The organism is Campylobacter concisus, from assembly GCF_002165775.1.
GTDB lineage: Bacteria > Campylobacterota > Campylobacteria > Campylobacterales > Campylobacteraceae > Campylobacter_A > Campylobacter_A concisus_E.
Window position 1 is genome coordinate 21,314 of record NZ_NDYP01000005.1, and the last position, 22,412, is coordinate 43,725.

The window sequence follows — 22,412 nt, forward strand, 5'->3', positions numbered from 1 at the left end:
AAAAAATAGCGGATAGATATGGTAAAAAAGATAGTTATTTTTTATTTTATGGTGCTAGCCTTTATGGCGCATAATGCCTACGCAAAAGATATAAATTTAACTGGGCTTTACAAAAATGAGCCTTGTAATATTTCAATAGAAATAACGAAAAATACCAATAAGGCAAAGTATTTTTACAAGATAGTTGATAATAATCAGACAAAATCACAAGGCTATATATCAAGCATAAAAAGCAATGGCGAAGGTGGATTTTATATAAAATTTAAAAAAATTGACGGGATGTATGAAAATGGTAGCATAGTCATACAAAACTACGGAAACTCTATGAACGAGTATAATCATTTTGAAGATTGCGATAGTAAATATTTAAAATTTGATAAATAGGGCTAGCGTGCGTGATTTTGTAATTACTTTTTTTCAAAGCTGAATAAATAGGATATTACTATGAAAATGAAAAATTTTTAATAGCTATTGTGATGTTTTGACTGTCACCAATGATCCAAACAATAAATTTAAAAGGCGTAAAGACTTAGCAGATCCTATTGAGATATTAAAAGAGGGGTATAAAAATACTTTTGGGGAAATATTATGAGGATAATCTTTAAAATAATCTTAGCTTTACTTTTAGCTGTAAATTTATCATTTGCAACAGATGATTATGATTATAACTGGGGAAAAAAGACAATACCTAAAAAGTTTTTGAATAAAGACTGTAAAAAGCTTGCAAAGAAAATTTGGGTTGAAAGTATGGTCACTTACCGCAGAGATACAATATTAAATATGTATAAAGAGCCGATTTTAAATGTTCTTATTTATGAACCTCCTATAAAAGACATAGAATGTATGAAAAATATGAGATACAAGACCTATGATGCAAATAACTATTCTTATGACTTTGATTTTAAATGGATAAACAAAAACACTCTCTTGGTTCAGTTATTTGACACTAATCCTGAAAATATCTGTGAGCTATGGCTATATGAGGAAAAAGACGGTAGCGTAGATGTTTATAAATTTACATCCAAGAATTTACCTGACTAATAAATTTACAAAGGATAAAAGATTAAATTTAAAACCATACTATTAATAAGCTTTTTAATAGTCATAAATTTAAACGCTTTTGAGCCTCAAAAAAATGCCAATAGAGCCGAAATAAACTGCATGTTTATCTCTAAAAAGCTTAAAGCCAATGGACAAAAAGATGACCGGGAGCAATGCAAAATAGATAGCAATAATACAATGCCCCATAAGCCAGTTGCAGTAAAACTAGATGGTGCTTTAGCTATACTTACGTTTTTAAAAACACAAAACAACAAAACACAAATGGTGCTTTTAAATACAGATAAAACCTTAATAAAACCTGATATTATAGACATTCTAGATGAAATAAAATCAGTATTTTTTATAGAAATAAATAAAAAGAAAAATCTTTGTGTCATCAATAGCTACTCTTTAAATGACGCAAGGAGCAATGTAACTAATTACTATGAGTTAAACAAAAAAGAAAATTCGATCATTGTTTCGCTTCTAACAAAAGTCTTGAATTTTCAATGTGACGACAAGTGTATAGAATATGATGCGGATGCTGTTAAAAAATTACTAATAAAAAATCCTAATGGATATAGTACCTATGGATCATAGAATATGAAATTTTTCAAATTTTTAAATAGTGTATTTTTATTAGTATCATTGCTGACCTTCAATGGTATGGGAAAAGATGAAATACCAAATTTTAAATACAAAGACGTATCTAACTATTATTTTAAAACGGGCAGCGATAGCTATTCTGTAAAAATTTTACGTAATTATAGTGAAGACAATCTGGGTCGAGTAATAGGCATAAAAGAGTGCGCAATTATTTACAAAGACAAGATAAAAAAATGGAGTTTTTGTTATGACGATATGTCGATGTGGAGCGTTACGGCTAATGGCAATATAATTGAGTTTAAAGGTGGAACCCAAGACAGAGACGGAAACATAGTGGATTTTTATATACTTTTTAAAAAATTAGCCTCGAAATTTTATTTGTATGAGTATACTTGGAAATTTGGATACATAGATGAAAATACGAGCGACGAAAAGATTAGTAAAGTAGAAAATTACTACGTAGATCATGGTAAAAAGAATAAGCTTTATATAAATCAAATCACTTCAAAAATTCTTAATGACATGAGAAAAAATTTTATGAAAAATAAGCAGTAATTAGGTAATTTGAGCAACATATTAAAAAGTAAATATATTAATAGGACAGAATTTATATGCTTATAAACTCTTAATGTCTAGCAAAGCTACTATAAAACATTGAACTAAAAATTTGAACAAACAGAAAATAGTGGGGTAACGGTAACTTAGCAGTCATAGATGATCCAATTAGCATCAGAAATATTTTACGAAAAGCAAATATAATAAAAGATTTTACTACAAATTCTGGTATAAAACTTGGCGACAAACAAGAGCAAATTTTAAAGAAGCTAGGTAAGCCAAACGATCTACAAGAAGAAAACACCACCTCTACCGTCACCTACATCACTGAGCAAAATGAAAGCAAACTCTTGCAAGAATTTGATATGCCACTCTACTACGAGAAATTCATCTTTTCTAATGGAGTTTTAAAAGAGTATGAATTTGGATTTGAGTACCCGTGATATTCCGTGGATCAGGATATTAATTCCATAGAGTAGCAAAAGATATTTTACAGCCTAAAAGCGTAGAATTTCTACTCTTCGTCCAAATTTATTTCAGGTAGTTTCTCTTCGGCAAAACTCTTATCTTTTTTGGCAGCTGACGCAACCTCACTAGCTTTTTTTAAAAGCCCATCAAGCCCTTGTCTTGCCAAACGCTCATTTAGCTGCTCTGGCGTATCTTTTGTGCCGTCAAGATCACTAAAATTATCAAATTCTTCATCGTCTTCTTTTTGGATCTTTATCTCGTAATCAAGCTTGCCATTAAGTCTAGCTAGCTCGTCGCTTATCGCAGTGCAAAAGACCTCAGTGTATCCTCTGTGAGCGCAGTTTTTGGCTAGAAATTCACTCATCACGTTTAGGTGATTTATATAGTCATCTTGTAAGATATTTGCCTGTAAAAGCTCGAATTTTAAAAAAAGCCAGTAGGTGTTAAGCACGTCACTTTCGCAGTATTCGTTTATTTTATCAAGCTCGCCTGCATAGTATAGCTCAAGCACCTGATCGCCGTGTACGTCGTACTTGCCAGGTAAATTTAAGCTAGCACAAAGAGTGTCGAGCTTTAGCCCTCTTACGCTTCCAAAATCGCTTATAAAATCAAGCAAATCAAGGTGAAATTTAGGCGAATACCTTGCCCTATAGTTTTCCCATTTATTTTTATTTAGCTCTTTGTTTTCGCTCTCGTAATATGCCGCCGCGTTTAGGTTGTAGCGCATCGCACGCACCATTAGCATCGGTAGGTCAAAGCCACGGCCATTAAAGCTAACAAGCCTTGGGTTATAATCATTGATAAATTTTAAAAATTTAGCGATGATCTCGCGCTCATCCTTGCCCTCCATCGTGCTAACTTTTAAAAATTTGCCGTACTCATCAGCCATTACCGCAGAGATAGCCACGACTCTATGAAACATCACAGGCAAAAACTCACTACCACTGGCCTCTTTTTGTAGCTTCATCGCTTGCACGCTCACATCTTCATCGCTCCCGTCAATGCCATAAATTTTTCTTATCAAATTTGCATCAGGTATCGTTTCGCAGTCAAAGACACAGATGTAACTTTTCGCCATTTTAGCCCTTTTTTAAGCATTTTTTTTTAAAATCATACCAAAAATTTATATCTAAAGTGATCAATGCAAAACAAAAATCAACTAAAAATAGCCATTGTAAAGCTATCAGCACTTGGTGACATTGTCCATGCGGCGATAGTGCTTCAGTTTATCAAAAAGCACCATCCAAATGCCCATATCACATGGCTCGTTGATGCTCGTTTTGCAAGCCTTTTAAAAGATCATCCGCTAATCGACGAGCTAGTCGTTTTACCACTCAAAGAGAGTTTTAAAAAGAGCTATAAGATCATAAAAACGCTTGGTAAATTTGATAAGATAATCGACCTGCAGGGACTTTTTAAATCAGCCGTCGTCGCAAAACTACTTGGCAAAGAAATTTACGGCTTTAGCAAAGAGAGCGTCAAAGAGAAAATAGCTGCTAAGCTTTACAAGCATAAATTTAAAATTGACTACAACGAAAACATAATAGTTAGAAATCTAAGCCTTGCAGGATTTGCTCTAAATTTTAGCTTTGAAGCAAGTGAAATTTTAGAAAAAGTACCTTGCTTTGAAGCAAGTGAAATTTATAAAAATGAAAGTGGCAAAAAACGTGTTTTGATCGCTGCCTTTGCAAGCGAAGAGAGCAAAATTTATAACAAATTTAAAGATGTGATTAGGCTGCTTGATGGATGCGAAATTTACCTTTGTTACGGAAGTGAGAGCGAAAAAGTAAGGGCTGAGGCGATCATCTCAGGCACCTCGGCAAAGCTACTTGAAAAACTTAACATAAAAGAGATGATAAGCTTCATTGCAAGCTGTGATTTAGTAATTGGTAACGATAGTGGCCTAACACACCTTGCTTGGGCGATGAATAGGCCTTCTATCACACTTTTTGGTAACCGTCCAAGCCACAGAAATGCTTACATCACGGATAAAAATTTAGTTATAGATATGGGCAAGCAAATAGACGCCAGAAGTATCGATAAAAACGACTTTTGCATAAGAGAGATTTTCCCAGAAACGATTACAAATTTTGCAAAAAGGCTACTAAATGGATAGGCTCTATCTGGCTGGCTTTTATACTTTAAAATTTTTTATATTTTTACTGCCTAGCTCACTTAGAGATTTGCTCGCTAAATTTTTAGCTTTTTCGTATATGAAGCTTAATAAAAAGCGACTTCACGTCGTTATGACAAATTTAAACCTTGCATTTGGTGAGTCAAAAACCAAGGAAGAGAAGCTAGAGATCGCTAAAAAATGCTACTACAACTTTGCAAAATACCTTGGTATAAATTTCATCCTAAACCAAAATACAACAAAGCAAAAAGTGCTTGAAAAAGTTAGCTTTAAAAATGAGCATAATCTGCTTGAAGTGCTTAAGCTTGATCGTCCGATTATCGTGACGACCGCGCATTTTGGGCAGTGGGAGCTTTTTAGTCTAGCGATGGCTGCTCGCTTTGGTGCAGTCTCAGTGCTTGGCAGAAAGCTTGATAGTAGCGTCATGGATAAAATTTTAAGTGCAAACAGATCACAGTTTGATGTGGAGCTCATTGACAAAGATGGCGGCGCAAAAGATATTTTAAAAGCGCTAAAAGCTAGGCGAATAGTGGGAATTTTAGTCGATCAAAATACCGCTCCAAAAGATGGCATAAAGGTGAAATTTTTTGACAAAGATGTGCTTCACACGCCAGCTGCGAGCGTGCTAGCTCAAAAAACAAACGCACTAATAATTAATGCATTTATCTATCAAAAAGATGAAAACATAAGCGAAGTTTGCTTTTCGCCAGCCATTGATATAAATAAATTTGACAAAGAAGAGGCGGTACAAAAAGTAACGCAAATGCAGTGCAGCGCGTGCGAAGAGATGGTTAGAGCAAGGCCAGAGGAGTACTTTTGGTTTCACAAACGCTTTAAAAGATTTTACGAAAAAGAGTATGAATGCTAAGCGTTGTCATCCTAACTTGCAATAGCGAAAAATATCTAAAAGAGGTACTAGAAAGCGCTAAATTTGCTAATGAGGTCATCGTTGTAGATAGTGGTTCAAAAGATAGCACAAGGCAAATTTGTGATGGCTTTAGCAATGTGAAATTTCACGAGCAAGCTTGGCTGGGATTTGGCGCGCAAAAGCAAAAGGGCGTGGATCTAGCTAAAAATGAGTGGATCTTTGTGCTTGATAGCGACGAGGTGATCATGGATGAACTTAAAAACGAGATCATAGATACATTAAAAGAGCCAAAATTTATGGCTTACAACGTAGCTAGGCTAAATTTTTTCTTTGGCAAAGCGATCAAAAATATGGGGCTCTATCCAGACTACACGGTGAGGCTTTTTAACAAAAATTTTACCAAATTTGATGGCAGAGCCGTGCATGAAAAGGTTATTTTAAATGACGGCTCGCAAAAGCTTGGAGTACTTAAAAATCACTTCTTGCACTATGCATATGAGAGTATCGAGCAGTTTATCTCTAAACAAAATCGCTACTCAAGCATGGGGGCAAAAAGGAATTTATTTAAAGCTTTAACAAGCCCAGCGTGGACATTTTTTAAGCTTTATGTGCTAAAAGGTGGCTTTAAAGAGGGCTTTGCTGGCTACGTCATAGCCAGGCTTTACGCCCAGTACACATTTTGGAAATATATAAAATGAAAATACTTGTAATTAAATTTAGAAATATCGGCGACGTGCTTTTAACCACGCCGCTCATTGAAAATTTACACCACTACTACCCAGATGCAACCATCGACTTTGCTCTAAACAAAGACACAGAAGCGATGATAGAAGGCAATCCTTATATAAATAAAATTCACATTTACGATAGACAAAGTGCAAATTCTGGCTTTTTTAAAAAACTAATTACCGAGATAAAATTTATAAAAGCCATCAAAAAAGAAAAATACGATATGGCCGTGCAAACAACCACGGGGGATCGCGGTATCATCATCTCAAAATACGCAAAGATCAAAAAAATAGTAGGCTTTCTTGGTAAAAATCAATCAATAAATACACTTCTAAACGTCAAAGCAAAATACTATGAAAATTTTTCACATACGATCGATCATAATCTAAATGCTTTAAGGGCTTTGGGATTTGAACCGGTTAGCAAAAAGATGAGTGTATTTTCGGACGAGAGTGTGGAGCATCTAAATTTACCAAAACGCTTTGTACATATGCATCTTACAAGCCGCTGGATGTTTAAATGCGCAAATGATGAGAGCATGGCAGAGATCATTGACTACTGCGAAAATGAGCTTGGGGTAAAGGTCGTGCTAACAAGCGACAATAAAGAAAATGAACTTGAAAAGCTAGCAAGCGTACTAAAAATTTGCAAGAGTAAGCCTATAAATTTAGGCGGCAAATTAAATTTGAAACAAACGATCACCTTATCGAAGCGTTCAAGCCTTTTTATCGGTGTTGATACCGCCATCATGCATATTGCCGCTGCAAATGATGTACCAGTCATAGCCTTTTTTGGTCCAAGTAATGCTTTTGAGTGGGGGCCTTGGGATAACTCACTCATGGAAAATGGCTATACAGCACAAAATGGTATCCAAAATATGGGGAAACACATCGTCTATCAAAAAGACTGGGACTTTGTGCCTTGCGATAAAGAGGGCATAGCAAAGCATGGAATAGAAAAGACCTTGATGGATTTTAGCGACGAAATGCCAAAAATAAAAGCCAAAATAAAAGAAATTTTAGGATAGGCAGATGAATATTCTTCACACGCAGACACTTTTTAACTGGGGTGGTGAGCAAAACAAGACGCTAAATGAGATGCGTTTTATGCGCGAGATGGGTCACAATGTCATACTTTTTTGCAACCCAAATTCCCAGATAGAAAGCATTGCAAAAAAAGAAGGCTTTAGTGTTATAGCACAAGAGATGAATAAGAAAAATTTTCATAAAAGCGTGCCAGTACTTTGTGAAGCGATAAGCTCAAACAAGATAGATATCGTAATCACACATGGCTCGACTGATAGCTGGGTTGGAGCAATTGCTGGACTATTTTACAGAAGCAAAGGTGTTAAATTTTACAAGGAAAGGCATAATCTTTTTCCTATAAAAGGCTTTCTTTCAAAACTCATGCACAAAAAGCTATTTGATAAAATTTTATACATCTCAGATAGTGTCAAAGAGTACCTGTTAAGCATCAGAGTTAGCAAAGATAAGCTCTTTTTTATGCCAAGCACGGTTGATGTTGAAAAGATCGATAGCACAAAAAGCACTTTTAGAGATGAGTTTCATATCGCCAAAGACGAGCTAGTCATCGGCATTTTTACCTCGCTTTACCGCAAGAAAGGCGTCTTTGACTTTGCAAGTGCTGCAAAAGAGATTTTAAAGTCAAAGGATGCGACTATTGTTTTTTCTGGCAACATTAGCGACGGCACAAAAGAGCAGATCGCCTCTATGTTTGATGAAAAAGACAGGATCATCTTCACTGGCTTTAGAAATGACGCGGCAAATGTTATAAAAAGTTTTGATATCTATGTCTTTGCTTCGCACTCTGAGGGGCTTGGTACAGTCCTACTTGAGGCAATGAGCTCAAAAGTGCCAGTCGTAGTCTACGATAACGCACCGATGAATGTACTAGTTAAAAACAAAGAACGTGGGCTTTGTGCTAAAAATTTAGATGAAATTTCACTAAAAGAGTGTATTTTAGAGCTGATAAACGAGCCCGAAAAAGCTAAAATTTACTCACAAAATGCCTTTAAATTTGTGGATGAGAACTTTAGCCATAAGGCGCTAAAAGAAGCTATTAAAAATTTACTGGAGCAAAAATGAACTACCCAGTTTGCGTGCTAACGATGCACCACTGTAATAACAATGAAAATGACTTTGCCATTAAGCCAGAGCTATTTAAAAAAGCTCTTCTTATGGCACTCGATGAGGGCTATAAATTTATAAACTACAGCCAGTTTAAAGATATAACTAGTGGCCGAGCAAAAGCCTCAAGAAAGAGCATTTTACTAACTTTTGATGATGGATATTTTGATAATTATAAATTTGCATTTCCTATCTTAAAAGAGCTAAATATTCCAGCTGTTTGCTTTTTGATAACAGATAAGATCAAAGATTTTAAAAGGCAAGACTACGACTTTGCATTTAAAAAACATAAAGAAATAGACTACGAAAAAGATGCGGAGTATTTTTTAAATTTAGACGAGATCAGGCAAATGCAAGAGAGTGTCCTTTTTGAGTTTGATAGCCATACAGCGAGCCACTTTTCTTGCAAAAGCAATGATAAAGAAAAATTAAGAGAGGAATTTTCTAGCTCGCTGGCTAAGATAAAAGAGCTATTTCCTGAAAAACAAGAATTTGGCTTTTGCTTTCCCAAAGGGCACTTTAACGAGCTTTCACTAAAAGTTGTGAGAGAGTATTATGACTTTGCTTTTAGTGTGATAGATGGCGGATTTTGCGCAGGAGATGATAAATTTAAGATAAGACGTATCGATATATCAAACAATGCAAAGAGCGAGAGTGACTACATTTTTAGGATCAAAAAGAAGCTTTTTATCTATTCTACACCAGTGCTAGGAAATTTATATTCAAATTTTAGAAATAGAGGCTATAAATAATGCTTGAAGCATTAAACGAGGCTTGCAAAGAAATTTAAAAGATAAAAAACGAGCCTTAATCGCTCTTACTGGGCTTCACGGCAGTGGCAAAAGCACACTTGCAAAACAAATTAGAAAAAATGGATTTAAAAACTTTAAACCTTATCAAGCCGCTGTAATCGACGATGATGTAATGAGTATAAATCTCTTTTTTATATGACCAATGGTAAAAATTAAAGTCGACCACAAAAATGAGATAATGCCGTTTTTTTTAAATTTATCATGCCATTTGTAAAAGTCGTAATATACGTAAGCGCAAATCCACTCTTACGTATAAGTAAATGTGACATTCTTTGTATTTTAAACGCTGATGAAGAAACTCGAATCGCTGGAATTTATAAAAGAAACTCGAGCAAGGATCCAAGCCAGTAATCAAAACAATGAGCATAAATTTAAACTAGAGTTCAAATCGCCAATAAAGCAAAATATATAATCAGAAGCGATTCTCCAGATATCACAAAAAACATATAGCCAAAAATAAGAAAATTTTTACCAATTAATTTAGTTCACTAAGACCTTATCGCCGCGTAGATAGAGCCTAAAATATTATTTTGATAAATAAACATAGTCTTTTTTAGCCATTTTTCATCACGTTTTGTAACAATGCGTTTTATCTCTTCAAGGTTGCCATCAGCCTTGTTTATACCACGTTTTGTAGTGAAAAATGCGCTATATCCGTGCTTTTTAGCAGAACTTAGGTATTCATCACTATATTTGCCTCTTGGCCAGCAAAGTGCCTCATCATCAAAGCCAAAGTTTTTCTTCATAAACTCACGGCAAAGACCAAATTCCTCGTCTAGGCTCAGCTGCCCAAAATATCCATCAAAATGGCCATGTGTATGTGAGTGAAAGTAAAAACAATCACTCATTTTCTCGATCTGCTCTAAATTTAATATCACATCTTGTGGCCTACTTGGAGCAAGCCTCTTGCACTCGTTGTGATCAACATTTAAAAAGTTAGCAGGCCTCATCTCGTGTGCCTTTTGTGCCGCTTCTATCCAGCCAGTAATTATAAAAATATTTGCCTTTAGCCCAAATTCCTTCACAATAGGATAGGCGTAAATGTAGTTATCCATCCAGCCATCATCAAATGTTATGCAAACGCTCTTTTTAGGCACCTCAAGCTCGCCCTTTTTGTACGCGATAAATTCATTTACGCTTAGAGTTTTATAACCATTTTCGGCTAAGAATTTCATATGCGATCTAAACTCATCCACGCTACTAGCGATAAAGCCGCTCTTTTCAAGCACGTGGTGATACATCAAAACCGTTACGCTCATTTTACAAGTTCCATATATAAATTTTGTGTATTTTCTATCATTTTTTCGATACTAAATGTCTCTTTTACGTACTTTCTGCCAAACTCGCCCATCTGTTTTCTTAAATTTTCATCCAAAATGAGCTTTTCAAGCACCTTTTTTAACCCCTCTTTATCGCCATTTTGAAATAAAAATCCACTCTTACCATCGCTCACAGCCTCACCAAGTCCGCCCACATCGCTTCCAATAGTAGCAAGCTTGCACGAAGACGCCTCAAGTAGCGCTCCGCCGATAGCCTCCATGTCTGAAGGTAACACACAGATATCAAGTGAGCCCAAAAAATCGCTCACATCGGTTCTGTTGCCGAGCATAAAGATATTTTTTTTATCTTTTATATACTCTTTTAGGTTCTCATTTTGAGGGCCGTCACCTACGATGAAAAGGGCTGACTTTTCTAAATTTAGCTCACTAAAAGCATCGATTAAGAGCTTGTGGTTTTTAGCAGCCCTTAGCACTGCCACAATACAAATGCCTACTACATCGTCACTTAGGCCAAATTCTTTTTTCATATTTATCTTAAATTCTGGTGTGTACTTTTGCGTATCGATACCTGTATAAATTTTGACGACTTTTTCTTTTTTCACGCCTCTTTTTATAAGATCCTCGCATACTGAGTCGCACACGCCGACTACTTTTGTACTTAGATTATAAGGCAAAGGCGATGTTATAGGCAGCTGTAAATGCCTAGTACGAACCACGCTAACGCCACAAATTTTACCCACAATCGCTCCAATGGCACCATCTTTGCCTGAGTGCGTTGAGATGATTTTTATATTATTTTGCTTTACAAATTTGCAAATTTTTAAAATTTCAAAGATATTGAAAGACTTTTTGAGATTAAACTCAACGAATTCACACTCTATTTGCTTCTCAAAGCTTTTTGAGCCAGGATTTAGCCCATAAAAAACCTTAAATTTACTCTTATCTAGCCCATTTATCACACGCTGTGTACGGTGTTCTTGCCCACCAAATCCAAGAGAGCTTTCAAGCTCAAGTATATTTATCATTTTCTACTCTTTAAATTCTTTCATTTTTTTATTTGACAAAAAGCCATTTATTGTATTAAAGATTTTTAAAATTTTTGATACATTTTCGTACGATTTTACATTTTTTAGCACTTTAAGCAAAATTCTCTGTTTTAATCTAAGCTTTGAAAAACCAGCTGAGTTTATGATGCTATCACTATCTTCATAAAAGAGATCAAGTACCTTTACATAGCTACTATTTTTTAGATTTGGTCTTGCCAAAATGGCTGGCATATAGACGCTTTTTATCTTTCTAAGCTCTAGATCTGGAACCATTTCAAGAGCTAAATTTTTGTTTTTTAAAATCGAGATTATGTCATCATAAACAAATTTATGATCCATCACAGCTTTTAATTTTTCAAAGCCAGCAGTGTTGTTGTCTCCTATCTTATAGTAATAAAAAGCCTTATTTAGCTTTACAAGAGTTTTTGAAGCGATAACATTTCTCACTACAGCGTGAAAATCTTCAGCTTGTGTGATTCCAACTGGAAATAAATTTTCTTTTAAAATTTTAGTACTAATCGCCTTATTTGCCGCATTATGCAAGACTTTGTTGTGCCTTGAGGCTAAAAGCCTTTTTAGATACTCGTTTTTATCGATTATGCCATCATCTTTTGTCTCAAAATCCTTCAAAAGGAGCTTTTTATGACCATAGACCTTACACATATCTGTTATCACTATGTCGGCATCAAATTTTTCTGCGATATCATAAATACTTGAAGCATAATCTTTTTCTACATAGTCATCAGCATCTACACAAATAGTATATTTTCCTTTAGCTAGCAATATACCATCATTTCTAGCAGCACTAACACCGGCATTGCTCTTTGTTTTTAATATTATTTTATCTTTATATTCTTCTAATATTTCTAGCGTATTGTCAGTACTTCCATCATTAATAACTATAATCTCAATATCATCCATGTCTTGAGATATAAGCGAATTTAAACAATCCTTAATGTGCTCTTTTTTGTTAAAAACAGGCACTACAAAGCTTATTTTCACATTAGGCACGATACTTCCTTTTAATTTTTGTTTAATTGTATATTATTTTTAGTTCAGCAATGATAAAATGTCCACTTAAAATTTAAAGGATCTGCATGAAAAACGATATTGTGTCTAAGCTCTACAATCTCTTTTTAGTTATTGTCTTATTTACACTACCAGTAACTGAGGGCTTAAAGCAAATTTCACTTACACTTTTTGTCTTGGCTGGAATTTATATTTGTGTCAAAGAAAAAAGGCAATTTAAATTTGATCTCATAAATATCTCACTTTTTATCTTTGTTTTGGCTACTTTTATAAGTTGTCTTATAAATGGAGTTTCTGCATCAAGAGCGCTTGATCCACTAAGGTGTATGCTATTTTTCTTTGTAGCCAGAAGTGTCGGCGTAGAAAAAATAAATTTTAAATTTTTATTTTTTGCCTTATTTGCTGGTTTTATTGCTGCGTTTATCCCTGCTTGTATAGAAAAATTCACTTCAAATGATCCTTTAGCACTTTTTGAGCTTAAATCAATAGGACACGTAAATCATAGCGCTATTTTTATGCTACTAGTTTTTTGTGTAGCATTAGTTTCGATAAATAGCAAAGAAATTTTTGAAAAGTATATAGGCATAAGTGTTGCCGGATTTTGCGTCCTTGGTATAATGATAGCTGGCTCTAGAGCTACAATGTATCTTTTGCCAATTATCATTTTTATTTACTTGTTTTTTGAAATTCTAAATAAACAGATAAAAATAAAATTTTTATTAGGCTTGATAATTTTATTTAGTGTAATAGCTATTTCTTATATATATATATCAGTAAATATCGCTCAAGATGAAAGATTGTATAGTCAACTAACAAAGGGGGTAACTGGATCAGAGACTAGATATCCGATCTTTGCTAGCGCGTTTTATACGTGGTTAGAACACCCTTTATTTGGGATAGGTTCTGGTGAGTTTAAGATCATTGATATAACAAAATATTTTCCAGGCAATGTTGAAGTTCATGTTAGTCACGCACACAATACCTTTTTAACATTTTTAACAGAAAAGGGCGTCGTTGCCTTGTTTGCATATTTGGTATTTCAACTATTACTCTTTATAAAATTCATTAAAAATTTTAGACAAAATAGCATAGTTTTTCTTGCACTTTTAATGCTTATGGCTAATAATATAATCTCACTTGCAAATACAACATTTCACCATGAAAATGCCCTTTTAATGCTACTATTTTGGGCCCTAGCTTTAAGTGCGATAGATGAAAAATCGACCTTAAAAATTAGCTAACGCTTCAACACGCCTCAATCGTTTTAAATTGTATAAAGAAACGGTTGAAGCAAATCTTTTATTTTTTCTTCATTTCCTCAAGCTCTTGTGCGAGAAATTCTCCAGTGTAGCTACCAGTTTTTTTATAGTTTTTAGCTACTTCTTTTACGTTGCCGCACGCTATTACTTTGCCACCCTTTGCGCCGCCTTCTGGTCCCATATCAATGATGTAGTCGCAGTTTTTGATAACATCCATATTATGCTCGATCACAAAAACAGAATTTCCAAGATCGACCAGGTGATTTAGTACCTTTACCAGCCTATCAACATCAGCAAAATGAAGCCCTGTCGTTGGTTCATCAAGGATGTAAAGCGTATTTCCGGTATCACTTCTACTAAGCTCTTTTGCTAGCTTCACGCGCTGCGCCTCGCCGCCACTAAGTGTGACTGCATTTTGTCCAAGCGTTATGTAGCCAAGCCCCACGTCTTGCAACGTGGTGAGCTTTGAAGCGATCTTTGGCACAGCCTTAAAAAACTCAACCGCCTCATCTATGCTCATATTTAGCACCTCGGCGATATTTTTGCCTTTATATAAAATTTCCAAGGTCTGAGCGTTATATCTAGCGCCATTACAAACGTCACAAACCACGTTTATATCAGGCAAAAAGTGCATCTCGATCGTGATCTCACCCTCGCCTTGGCACTTCTCGCAGCGTCCACCTTTGACGTTGAAGCTAAAGCGCCCTATTTTATAGCCTCTAAGCTTGGCCTCTTTGGTCTGCGCAAACAAATTTCTTATCTCGTCCATCACACCGGTATATGTTGCTGGATTTGAGCGTGGAGTGCGGCCGATCGGGCTTTGATCGAGGTAGATCACCTTATCTAAATTCTCAAGCCCGCTTAAATTTACCCCAGCTATCTTTTTAACTTTTTTAGCTCTATTTAGCTGCTCCTGCGCCTCTGGAAGCAAGGTCTGAAGTATTAGTGAACTCTTACCAGATCCTGAAACGCCGGTGATACCCACAAGGTTTCTAAGAGGAAATTTCGCGGTTAAATTTGAGATATTATTGATATTTACATTTGAAATTTCAAGCCACTTCTCAGCTTTCCTATTTTTTTGATAGTCTATCTTTTTCTTACCATTTATGTATTGTGCAGTCTGAGTATCTGAGCTTAAAAGCTCTTTTGAACTGCCTGCAAAGACCACGTTACCGCCAAATTTACCAGCTCCAGGGCCAATATCTACGATAAAATCAGCCTCTTCTATCGTTTTTTTGTCATGCTCAACGACGATTACAGAGTTGCCTTTGGCTTGTAAATTTCTAAGCGTTTTTATGAGTTTTAGTGTATCTCGCTCGTGAAGGCCGATGCTTGGCTCATCAAGCACGTACATGACGCCACTTAGCCCACTTCCTATCTGGCTCGCGATCCTAATACGCTGCGCCTCACCACCACTGATCGTCCTAGCATCACGTCCAAGCGACAAATAGCCAAGCCCCACGTCATACAAAAAGAAAAGCCTCTCGTTGATCTCTTTTAAGATAGGCTTTGCGATCGCCTTGTCATAGTCGCTAAGATATGCGAAATTTTTCTCATTTGAAAAAAATGCAGTGCAGTTTTCTATGCTCATATCTAAAATTTCACCAAGTCCAAGGCCAGCGACCTTGACCGCTAAACTTTGAGGCTTTAGCCTGTGTCCGTTACAAGCATCACAAATTTTCTCACTCATGTATTCGTCAAAGTCTTTGTAATCCTTCAAAAGCCCATGTGAAATTTTAACCACTCCATCAAACTTTCTAAGCAGCTTATTTCGCTTCCAAAAAAACTCAACTTCCTTGACATTCCCGTATAAAACAAGCCTCTTTTCATCTTCACTTAGCTCATAATATGGCTTTTTGATATCAATGCTATTTTGCTCACAAAAAGCAAGTAAAAATTTATAGTAATAGCTCATGTTGTAGCCGTAAAGTAGCCTGATCGCTCCATTTTCTATCGACTTTTCCTCATCGATGATCTTGCTCATATCTAGGCTGTATCTTATACCAAGTCCGTCACAGTGCTCGCAAGCGCCCTTTGGAGAGTTAAAGCTAAAGCTTAGTGGCTCAAGTGGCGTAAATGAAATTTTGCAGTCAAAACAAGCCATGTGTTCACTGTAATGTATAAAACTCTCTTTTAAGCCCAGTTCATCGGCATTTGCGATCTCTATCTCAACCTCTCCAAAGCTCTCATTTAGTGCCTTTTCTACGTCGCTTGCAAGGCGCTCGTGATTTTGCTCATCAATAGCGATCCTATCAACGATAACCTTTATCGTGTGTTTTTTTGTTTTTGCAAGCTCGATCTCCTCGTCAAGCCTCACTACCACGCCATCTATCTGCGCTCTCACAAAGCCTTTTTGGCGTAAATTTTCGATCAAGTCCGCCCATGTGCCCTTTTTCTCACGCACTAGCGGTGCATAAATGATTACTTTTGCGCCAAGTGGGAGTTTTGAAATTTCATTTATGATATCGCTCGCACTCATTTTTGAGATAGGTTTGCCACATTTATGGCAGTGTTGAACGCCGACCCTTGCGTATAAAAGCCTTAGATAGTCGTAAATTTCTGTAATCGTACCGACCGTTGAGCGAGGATTTTTAGAGGTGGTCTTTTGATCGATCGCAATAGCAGGCGTTAAACCTTCTATCTTATCAACATCAGGCTTGCCAACGCGATCTAAAAACTGCCTAGCATAGCTGCTAAGGCTCTCCATGTATCTTCTTTGCCCCTCAGCATAAAGCGTATCAAAGGCTAGCGTACTCTTGCCGCTTCCGCTAAGACCGGTAAAAACTACTAATTTATTTTTTGGAATTTTGAGATTTATATTTTTTAAGTTATGTTCCCTTGCGCCAGTTATTTCAATAATATCGTTCATTAAATTTATACAACCTTTTTAAAATTTTAATCTGTAAATTTAGTCTAAAAGTGATAAAAGATTTATAAAGTAGTTTTTCTAAAATTTAAGATCGTAGTTAAATTTAAGGGCTTATTTATATCATTTTCAGCTTTTTTTGATATTCTACGCCAAATTTTAACCTAAGGAGAAAAAATGTCTGTAAAAATAACTGATATATGCATAAGCTGTGGTTCATGTATTGATGAATGCCCAGTTTCAGCTATCGTTGATGATAGCGACAACCCAACTGGAGCAGATACATACTATGTTTATTCAAATAAATGCGTTGAGTGCGTAGGCTACAACGATGAGCCAGCCTGTGCATCCGCCTGTCCAACTGACGGTTGTATCGTATGGGATACTGTTGTAGCAGGACAACCTTCTCGCGATCAAATCGGTGCTGATGCACGCAATGGCTCTATTCCAGTTATTCAATAAATTTATATTTATAAATTTTAGGCTCAATTTGGGCCTATTTTATTTTTAAGCTTTATTTGATATAATTGCCAACTTCAATTTAAATAACCTAGATTTAAGGAAAAAATTTATGCAAAAAACACTTTCTATCATTAAGCCTGATGCTGTTAAGAAAAATGTTGTTGGAAAAATTATAGATAGATTTGAAAGTAACGGCCTAAGGATCGCAGCTGCAAAGAAAATCAAGCTTAGCAAATGCGATGCAAAAGCGTTTTACGCAGTTCACAAAGATAGACCTTTTTTCAATGATTTAGTTGATTTTATGGTAAGCGGACCAGTTGTAGTTATGGTTTTAGAGGGTGAAAATGCAGTTGCTAAAAACCGCGAGCTAATGGGTGCAACTAACCCAAAAGAAGCAGCTCCTGGCACTATAAGAGCTGATTTTGCCGATAGTATTGATGCAAATGCAGTTCACGGAAGTGACAGCCTAGAAAATGCTGTGAATGAGATAAATTTCTTCTTTGCTTTAAGAGAAATTTGCTAACTTTAGGTCAAGAAAATTGATTATATCTTTTTCTAAAATAGCAAACAAAAATATAAGCTTTGAGCTAGTAGGAAATGATAATTTAGTTTTTATTGGAATTTTAAAAAGAAAAGACCCTTTTTTGGTAAAATGCCAAGGCAAAATAAAAGGGAATGTAAATTATGTTTGCGATCGATGCGGTGAAGTATTTATGCTACCTATCGATCAAGATGTAGAGCTAAATTTAAGTGACGGTATTTATAAAGATAGCGAAAATGAGCTTAGCGATACGATGGAATTTTTTGATGGCAATATTGATTTAAAAGAAGTCTTTGAGAGTGAGTTAGAAGCTTTTAAAAGCGATTATTTCTATTGTGAAAAATGTAAAAATTTATAAAGGAGAGTAAAAATGGCAGTACCAAAGCGAAGAGTGAGTCATTCTCGTGCAGCAAAACGCAGAACACATTATAAAGTTACACTTCCAGTACCTGTAAAAGACAAAGATGGTTCTTGGAAAATGCCTCACCGTATAAACAAAACTACAGGTGAATATTAAAATATGATTCGCATTGCTATCGATGCTATGGGTGGTGATTTTGGTGCAGATCCTATAATATCTGGTGTTATTGATGCACTAAAAGAGACAGAATTTAAAGCTGTATTAGTCGGCGATAGCAATGTCATCAAACCACTCATTCCACAATCTTATTTAAAAAATATCGAATTTTTAGAAGCTAGCGAAGTTATCTCAATGGCAGATGGTGCAACTGATGCGCTTAAAAGAAAAGATAGTACGATCTACAAAGCAATTGAACTCTTAAAAAATAAGGAAGTTGATGCTGTAGTTTCTGCCGGTCATAGTGGTGCAACTATGAGTTTAGCTACCCTAAGAATTGGTAGACTAAAAAATATTTCTCGTCCAGCAATTGCAACACTTATGCCAAATTCAAAAGAATCTGCGACTTTGGTTTTAGATGTTGGTGCAAATGTTGATTGTAGAAGCGAGCATTTGTTTCAATTTGCCATAATGGGTGAAGCCTATGCAAAAGAAATTTTAGGTAGAAAAGAGCCAAAAGTTGCTCTCTTGTCAAATGGCGAAGAAGAGAGCAAAGGCAATGAAGTTAGCAAAGAAGCATTTAAATTAGTTTCTAGGCTTGATAGCTTTGTTGGTAATGCAGAAGGTAATCAAATTTTTGATGGTAGTATTGATGTAATGGTTTGTGATGGTTTTATAGGAAATATTCTTTTAAAAACTAGCGAAGGCGTTGCAGATGCTATAGGTAAAATTATCAAAAAACAAATTAAAAAATCGCCTCTTGCTATAGCTGGCTCTGTACTCATGAGAAAAGTTTTTAAGACACTTAAAAAGCAGGTTAGCTATGATGAATATGGCGGTGCACCACTTCTTGGTGTAAATGGTTGTGTTATCATAAGTCACGGCAAAAGTAATTCAAAAGCTATAAAAAATGCAATTTTTCAAGCAATAAAATTTGCTAATTCAAATATAAATAAAGTTATCGAAGAAGAACTTTCGCACTTTGCAAGGTAAAATATGCCAAAAGCTTCACTGATTTCTATCGCTTCTTACATTCCAGAAAAAATTCTAACAAATTTTGACTTTGAAAAGATGGTTGAAACGAGTGATGAATGGATAGTAAAGCGAACAGGTATCGAACAAAGGCATATTGCAACTAACGAAACAACAAGTGACCTTGGTACAAAAGCTGGTGAATTAGCCATAAAACGCTCAGGACTTGATAAATCTCAAATCGATGCAATTATCTGTGCTACGATATCTCCGGATCATCTTTGCATGCCATCTACTGCTTGCAAAATAGCTGCAAATTTGGGTCTAAATTATGGAGTTACAGCATTTGATATAAGTGCGGCTTGTACCGGTTTTATTTATCTTTTAGAGCTTGCAAATTCTCTCATTATTAGCGGTGCCAAAAAGAATGTCTTAATCATTGGGGCCGAAAAATTAAGCTCTATTGTTGACTATACAGATAGAAGCACTTGTATACTATTTGGTGATGGAGCAGGTGCAGCTATAATTAGTAGTAGTAATGATAATGAGATCATTGATATTCATACAGCAAGTGACGGCAAGCAAGCTGAACTTTTAATAACTCCAGGATGCGGGAGTGTATTTCCAGCCAGTGAGGAAACACTAAAAAATAGGCTAAATTTTATCCATATGAGTGGAAATGAAGTTTTTAAAATAGCAGTTCAAACACTTAGCAAAAGCGTAATAGAAATTTTACATGCAAATAAAATGCAAAGCGAAGATATTGATTTTTTTATACCTCATCAAGCAAATATAAGAATAATAGATGCAGTAAAAAATAGATTAAATTTTAAAGATGAGCAATGTGTCTTGACTGTTGCCAAATATGGCAATACAAGCTCCGCTTCAATTCCAATGGCTATAAATGATGCCTATGAAGACGGCCGCATCAAAAATGGTTCAGTTTTGCTTCTTGACGCATTTGGTGGCGGCTTTACATGGGGATCAGCGATTCTAAAATTTGGCGGAAAAAATTTTAGTGATTTATGACAATCACAATAATCCATTTTCTAAATTTTTAGCAACGCTTTTACTGACTTCTTTCAAATACTCTTATCAATAAATTTTTAAAAATTCAAATTTTTACAACTTTTAACAAAATCCATTTTCTATTTTTCCAATAACACTAAATTTACTAAATAAAAATTTCTAAAATATGTTTAAACTAAATTTAATTTTGAATAGATATAATTTCGCAATCAATAAAATTTATTATTAAGGAGAACAAATGTTAGTAACAAAAAAAGCACCTGATTTTACAGCTGCAGCAGTTTTAGGAAACAATCAAATTGTAAATGATTTTAATCTTTATAAAAATATTGGCGAGAAAGGCGCGGTTGTATTTTTCTATCCAATGGATTTTACTTTTGTTTGCCCAAGCGAAATTATCGCATTTGACAAAAGATATGACGAGTTCAAGTCACGTGGTATCGAAGTTATCGCAGTTTCATGCGACAATCAATTCTCACATTTTGCATGGAAAGAGACTCCGGTAAATAAAGGCGGTATTGGCAAAGTTCGCTTCCCTATCGTAGCTGATATGACAAAATCAATCGCTCGCGGATTTGACGTACTTCTAGAAGATGCTGGTGTGGCACTTCGTGGCTCATTCTTACTAGACAAAGATGGCACTGTTCGCCATGCAGTTATCAACGATCTTCCACTTGGCAGAAACATCGATGAGATGATAAGAATGGTAGATACTATGCTATTTACAAATGAGCACGGCGAAGTTTGTCCAGCTGGCTGGAACAAAGGTGATGCTGGCATGAAACCAAGCACTGAAGGTGTTGCTGACTACCTTTCACACAACGAAGGCAAACTATAATCAATAGAAATTTCTAGGTGTCTTTACCTAGAAATTTCTCCTCCAAATAAATTTAAATACTTTTTTAATATAACTTTTTATATCATAGCCTTGGCTTTAATCAATAACATTCCGGAGACTACATGGATTTTAAAGGCAGGCAAGAGCTTGTAATAAATTGCGAAGATAGCATACTTAAATTAAGAGATAAATTTATCGATGACGGTATCAAATTTTGTAGACAGCTAACATTTATCGTGCCGTACGATCAGGTAAAAATTTGTCTTGAAAACATCTTTGATATACTGCTTATTCAAAAGCCAAATGCTACGCAGCTACAAGATGATTTAAATAATCTAATACCAAAATCAAATGCAAGAGATGAATTAATCAATTTCCTACTTTTAAATTTGACTTTAAATTTTAGTCACTCTTGCGACAATAGCACCTTCGTAGGCTATTTCGTAAATGCCGTTTCAAGAATCAAAGAAATTTTATGTGGTGCCAAAGACCAGCAAGAAATAAGTGTAAAAGATATGATTGAGACCGGAACATTTTTTTATGAAGATCCGATCAATACATTCACTCGCATGAAAAAAGCCAAGGTAAGGCCAGAGCTTTTAAATTTATATGATGGATTAAATATAAAATATGAGGCTGAAATTTTAGAAGTTAAAGAAGATAGTGTCGTTTTTCGCGTGGATATGATGCAAATTTTAGCCATGAAGCAAGACGGCAAAGGTTTTATTTTGCCAAATAGCTTTTTCTCAAAGCCATTATGTGCTGATATTGTTAATTACAATATAGTTAATAAAGGCGTCACTCTTTCAAACTTCTTACGAAATACGACGATGTACGCATATAAAAGAAAATTCCAACGTATCTTGCCAAATCGTTTTACCAAAGCTATTATCAAAGGCAAGCAAGACAAGATCGAAGGTAGCCTTTATGATGTTTCTGAAGGCGGCATAAGCGTATTAAGCCCGCAAACTACAAATTTTCAAGATGGAGAAGAGCTAGAAGCGACCTTTGAAATCTTAATCGCACCAGATAAAGTAAAAAACGTGACTTTAAAGCTAAGACTTGTTACAGAGCTAGCATATAAAGGCTACATCAGATACTGCATGAAACTCATTGATGATGATGAAACGATAAAAGATTTTACGCAAAAGCGCATAAAAGAGACGCTTGACGAGCTTCGCTCACGTATAAATTTATACGAATAAGGCAGTTA

25 protein-coding genes are annotated in these 22,412 nt (G+C 35.3%); 20 read left to right on the forward strand and 5 right to left on the reverse strand.

What is annotated here, in order from left to right; all coding sequences use genetic code 11:
* Window positions 1-18: 18 nt before the first annotated feature.
* The 4 genes from B9N66_RS05880 to B9N66_RS05895 all read left to right on the forward strand — a co-directional run bounded on the left by B9N66_RS05880 (window position 19) and on the right by B9N66_RS05895 (window position 2,202).
* On the forward strand, window positions 19-384 hold the full coding sequence (locus B9N66_RS05880) for a hypothetical protein (protein WP_087580301.1): 366 nt from the start codon (window positions 19-21) through the stop codon (window positions 382-384).
* Between the two features lie 204 nt (window positions 385-588).
* Window positions 589-1,041 carry a hypothetical protein gene (locus B9N66_RS05885; protein ID WP_087580302.1) on the forward strand — a complete coding sequence of 151 codons (453 nt, stop codon included), beginning with the start codon at window positions 589-591 and terminating at the stop codon, window positions 1,039-1,041.
* Window positions 1,042-1,161: 120 nt separating this feature from the next.
* The gene (locus B9N66_RS05890) at window positions 1,162-1,641 is read left to right on the forward strand and encodes a hypothetical protein (protein WP_087580303.1); all 480 of its coding nucleotides are present in this window, start codon (window positions 1,162-1,164) and stop codon (window positions 1,639-1,641) included.
* A gap of 3 nt (window positions 1,642-1,644) precedes the next feature.
* Entirely contained in the window at window positions 1,645-2,202 is a 558-nt protein-coding gene (locus B9N66_RS05895; RefSeq protein WP_087580304.1) for a hypothetical protein, read from the forward strand.
* A gap of 514 nt (window positions 2,203-2,716) precedes the next feature.
* On the opposite strand, the gene B9N66_RS05905 is transcribed toward B9N66_RS05895, so the two are convergent.
* Entirely contained in the window at window positions 2,717-3,748 is a 1,032-nt protein-coding gene (locus B9N66_RS05905) for a 3'-5' exonuclease (protein WP_087580306.1), read from the reverse strand.
* A gap of 63 nt (window positions 3,749-3,811) precedes the next feature.
* Between B9N66_RS05905 and waaC the strand changes: the two genes are divergently transcribed.
* Genes waaC through B9N66_RS05940 form a run of 7 tightly spaced genes read left to right on the forward strand, consistent with a single transcriptional unit; the run spans window position 3,812 to window position 9,499 of the window.
* Entirely contained in the window at window positions 3,812-4,786 is a 975-nt protein-coding gene (waaC, locus tag B9N66_RS05910; protein WP_087580307.1) for a lipopolysaccharide heptosyltransferase I, read from the forward strand.
* A complete protein-coding gene (locus tag B9N66_RS05915) occupies window positions 4,779-5,672 on the forward strand; it encodes a lipid A biosynthesis lauroyl acyltransferase (protein WP_087580308.1) in 894 nt (297 codons plus the stop codon). The genes waaC and B9N66_RS05915 overlap by 8 nt, the downstream gene beginning before the upstream one ends.
* Window positions 5,666-6,370 (forward strand): glycosyltransferase family 2 protein, encoded by a 705-nt coding sequence (locus tag B9N66_RS05920; protein WP_087580309.1) that lies wholly within the window; start codon window positions 5,666-5,668, stop codon window positions 6,368-6,370. The genes B9N66_RS05915 and B9N66_RS05920 overlap by 7 nt, the downstream gene beginning before the upstream one ends.
* Window positions 6,367-7,428 (forward strand): putative lipopolysaccharide heptosyltransferase III, encoded by a 1,062-nt coding sequence (gene rfaQ, locus B9N66_RS05925; RefSeq protein WP_087580310.1) that lies wholly within the window; start codon window positions 6,367-6,369, stop codon window positions 7,426-7,428. Before B9N66_RS05920 ends, rfaQ begins: the two co-directional genes overlap by 4 nt.
* Window positions 7,429-7,432: 4 nt before the next feature.
* Entirely contained in the window at window positions 7,433-8,506 is a 1,074-nt protein-coding gene (locus tag B9N66_RS05930; protein ID WP_087580311.1) for a glycosyltransferase family 4 protein, read from the forward strand.
* Complete coding sequence (locus tag B9N66_RS05935) at window positions 8,503-9,300, forward strand: polysaccharide deacetylase family protein (RefSeq protein WP_087580312.1); 798 nt, start codon at window positions 8,503-8,505, stop codon at window positions 9,298-9,300. Before B9N66_RS05930 ends, B9N66_RS05935 begins: the two co-directional genes overlap by 4 nt.
* Window positions 9,301-9,322: 22 nt before the next feature.
* Window positions 9,323-9,499: an adenylyl-sulfate kinase gene (locus tag B9N66_RS05940; RefSeq protein ID WP_257639788.1), complete on the forward strand. Its 177-nt coding sequence runs from the start codon at window positions 9,323-9,325 to the stop codon at window positions 9,497-9,499.
* A 349-nt stretch (window positions 9,500-9,848) separates the two neighbouring features.
* On the opposite strand, the gene B9N66_RS05945 is transcribed toward B9N66_RS05940, so the two are convergent.
* Genes B9N66_RS05945 through B9N66_RS05955 form a run of 3 tightly spaced genes read right to left on the reverse strand, consistent with a single transcriptional unit; the run spans window position 9,849 to window position 12,697 of the window.
* Complete coding sequence (locus B9N66_RS05945; protein ID WP_087580314.1) at window positions 9,849-10,619, reverse strand: polysaccharide deacetylase family protein; 771 nt, start codon at window positions 10,617-10,619, stop codon at window positions 9,849-9,851.
* The gene (locus B9N66_RS05950; protein ID WP_087580315.1) at window positions 10,616-11,665 is read right to left on the reverse strand and encodes a glycosyltransferase family 4 protein; all 1,050 of its coding nucleotides are present in this window, start codon (window positions 11,663-11,665) and stop codon (window positions 10,616-10,618) included. Before B9N66_RS05950 ends, B9N66_RS05945 begins: the two co-directional genes overlap by 4 nt.
* A 3-nt stretch (window positions 11,666-11,668) precedes the next feature.
* Entirely contained in the window at window positions 11,669-12,697 is a 1,029-nt protein-coding gene (locus B9N66_RS05955) for a glycosyltransferase family 2 protein (protein WP_180382073.1), read from the reverse strand.
* A gap of 86 nt (window positions 12,698-12,783) precedes the next feature.
* Here B9N66_RS05955 and B9N66_RS05960 point away from each other — a divergent pair, with 86 nt between their 5' ends.
* Window positions 12,784-13,956: an O-antigen ligase family protein gene (locus tag B9N66_RS05960; RefSeq protein WP_087580317.1), complete on the forward strand. Its 1,173-nt coding sequence runs from the start codon at window positions 12,784-12,786 to the stop codon at window positions 13,954-13,956.
* A gap of 58 nt (window positions 13,957-14,014) precedes the next feature.
* Here B9N66_RS05960 and uvrA read toward each other — a convergent pair whose 3' ends face one another.
* Window positions 14,015-16,843 (reverse strand): excinuclease ABC subunit UvrA, encoded by a 2,829-nt coding sequence (gene uvrA, locus B9N66_RS05965; protein ID WP_087580318.1) that lies wholly within the window; start codon window positions 16,841-16,843, stop codon window positions 14,015-14,017.
* Between the two features lie 174 nt (window positions 16,844-17,017).
* On the opposite strand from uvrA, the gene B9N66_RS05970 reads away from it, so the two are divergent.
* The 8 genes from B9N66_RS05970 (at window position 17,018) to B9N66_RS06005 (ending at window position 22,404) form a co-directional block, all read left to right on the forward strand.
* Window positions 17,018-17,302: an NADH-quinone oxidoreductase subunit I gene (locus B9N66_RS05970; protein ID WP_087580319.1), complete on the forward strand. Its 285-nt coding sequence runs from the start codon at window positions 17,018-17,020 to the stop codon at window positions 17,300-17,302.
* Window positions 17,303-17,411: 109 nt separating this feature from the next.
* On the forward strand, window positions 17,412-17,825 hold the full coding sequence (ndk, locus tag B9N66_RS05975; protein ID WP_087580320.1) for a nucleoside-diphosphate kinase: 414 nt from the start codon (window positions 17,412-17,414) through the stop codon (window positions 17,823-17,825).
* 16 nt (window positions 17,826-17,841) lie between these two features.
* The gene (locus tag B9N66_RS05980; protein WP_087580321.1) at window positions 17,842-18,201 is read left to right on the forward strand and encodes a hypothetical protein; all 360 of its coding nucleotides are present in this window, start codon (window positions 17,842-17,844) and stop codon (window positions 18,199-18,201) included.
* A 12-nt stretch (window positions 18,202-18,213) separates the two neighbouring features.
* Window positions 18,214-18,360, forward strand: coding sequence for a 50S ribosomal protein L32 (rpmF, locus tag B9N66_RS05985; protein ID WP_002942540.1), 147 nt, complete (start codon window positions 18,214-18,216; stop codon window positions 18,358-18,360).
* A gap of 3 nt (window positions 18,361-18,363) precedes the next feature.
* On the forward strand, window positions 18,364-19,353 hold the full coding sequence (gene plsX / locus B9N66_RS05990) for a phosphate acyltransferase PlsX (RefSeq protein ID WP_087580322.1): 990 nt from the start codon (window positions 18,364-18,366) through the stop codon (window positions 19,351-19,353).
* A 3-nt stretch (window positions 19,354-19,356) separates the two neighbouring features.
* Window positions 19,357-20,361 carry a beta-ketoacyl-ACP synthase III gene (locus B9N66_RS05995; RefSeq protein ID WP_087580323.1) on the forward strand — a complete coding sequence of 335 codons (1,005 nt, stop codon included), beginning with the start codon at window positions 19,357-19,359 and terminating at the stop codon, window positions 20,359-20,361.
* A gap of 238 nt (window positions 20,362-20,599) precedes the next feature.
* Entirely contained in the window at window positions 20,600-21,199 is a 600-nt protein-coding gene (locus B9N66_RS06000; RefSeq protein WP_021091673.1) for a peroxiredoxin, read from the forward strand.
* A 122-nt stretch (window positions 21,200-21,321) separates the two neighbouring features.
* Entirely contained in the window at window positions 21,322-22,404 is a 1,083-nt protein-coding gene (locus B9N66_RS06005) for a PilZ domain-containing protein (RefSeq protein ID WP_087580324.1), read from the forward strand.
* Window positions 22,405-22,412: the final 8 nt, after the last annotated feature.

What these genes read in the sequence shown, in the direction of transcription:
- B9N66_RS05880 (WP_087580301.1), top strand. Translation starts at nt 19, where the DNA reads ATGGTAAAAAAGATAGTTATTTTTTATTTTATGGTGCTAGCCTTTATG.
- B9N66_RS05885 (WP_087580302.1), top strand. Translation starts at nt 589, where the DNA reads ATGAGGATAATCTTTAAAATAATCTTAGCTTTACTTTTAGCTGTAAAT.
- B9N66_RS05890 (WP_087580303.1), top strand. Translation starts at nt 1,162, where the DNA reads ATGTTTATCTCTAAAAAGCTTAAAGCCAATGGACAAAAAGATGACCGG.
- B9N66_RS05895 (WP_087580304.1), top strand. Translation starts at nt 1,645, where the DNA reads ATGAAATTTTTCAAATTTTTAAATAGTGTATTTTTATTAGTATCATTG.
- B9N66_RS05905 (WP_087580306.1), bottom strand. Translation starts at nt 3,748, where the DNA reads ATGGCGAAAAGTTACATCTGTGTCTTTGACTGCGAAACGATACCTGAT.
- waaC (WP_087580307.1), top strand. Translation starts at nt 3,812, where the DNA reads ATGCAAAACAAAAATCAACTAAAAATAGCCATTGTAAAGCTATCAGCA.
- B9N66_RS05915 (WP_087580308.1), top strand. Translation starts at nt 4,779, where the DNA reads ATGGATAGGCTCTATCTGGCTGGCTTTTATACTTTAAAATTTTTTATA.
- B9N66_RS05920 (WP_087580309.1), top strand. Translation starts at nt 5,666, where the DNA reads ATGCTAAGCGTTGTCATCCTAACTTGCAATAGCGAAAAATATCTAAAA.
- rfaQ (WP_087580310.1), top strand. Translation starts at nt 6,367, where the DNA reads ATGAAAATACTTGTAATTAAATTTAGAAATATCGGCGACGTGCTTTTA.
- B9N66_RS05930 (WP_087580311.1), top strand. Translation starts at nt 7,433, where the DNA reads ATGAATATTCTTCACACGCAGACACTTTTTAACTGGGGTGGTGAGCAA.
- B9N66_RS05935 (WP_087580312.1), top strand. Translation starts at nt 8,503, where the DNA reads ATGAACTACCCAGTTTGCGTGCTAACGATGCACCACTGTAATAACAAT.
- B9N66_RS05945 (WP_087580314.1), bottom strand. Translation starts at nt 10,619, where the DNA reads ATGAGCGTAACGGTTTTGATGTATCACCACGTGCTTGAAAAGAGCGGC.
- B9N66_RS05950 (WP_087580315.1), bottom strand. Translation starts at nt 11,665, where the DNA reads ATGATAAATATACTTGAGCTTGAAAGCTCTCTTGGATTTGGTGGGCAA.
- B9N66_RS05960 (WP_087580317.1), top strand. Translation starts at nt 12,784, where the DNA reads ATGAAAAACGATATTGTGTCTAAGCTCTACAATCTCTTTTTAGTTATT.
- uvrA (WP_087580318.1), bottom strand. Translation starts at nt 16,843, where the DNA reads ATGAACGATATTATTGAAATAACTGGCGCAAGGGAACATAACTTAAAA.
- B9N66_RS05970 (WP_087580319.1), top strand. Translation starts at nt 17,018, where the DNA reads ATGTCTGTAAAAATAACTGATATATGCATAAGCTGTGGTTCATGTATT.
- ndk (WP_087580320.1), top strand. Translation starts at nt 17,412, where the DNA reads ATGCAAAAAACACTTTCTATCATTAAGCCTGATGCTGTTAAGAAAAAT.
- rpmF (WP_002942540.1), top strand. Translation starts at nt 18,214, where the DNA reads ATGGCAGTACCAAAGCGAAGAGTGAGTCATTCTCGTGCAGCAAAACGC.
- plsX (WP_087580322.1), top strand. Translation starts at nt 18,364, where the DNA reads ATGATTCGCATTGCTATCGATGCTATGGGTGGTGATTTTGGTGCAGAT.
- B9N66_RS05995 (WP_087580323.1), top strand. Translation starts at nt 19,357, where the DNA reads ATGCCAAAAGCTTCACTGATTTCTATCGCTTCTTACATTCCAGAAAAA.
- B9N66_RS06000 (WP_021091673.1), top strand. Translation starts at nt 20,600, where the DNA reads ATGTTAGTAACAAAAAAAGCACCTGATTTTACAGCTGCAGCAGTTTTA.
- B9N66_RS06005 (WP_087580324.1), top strand. Translation starts at nt 21,322, where the DNA reads ATGGATTTTAAAGGCAGGCAAGAGCTTGTAATAAATTGCGAAGATAGC.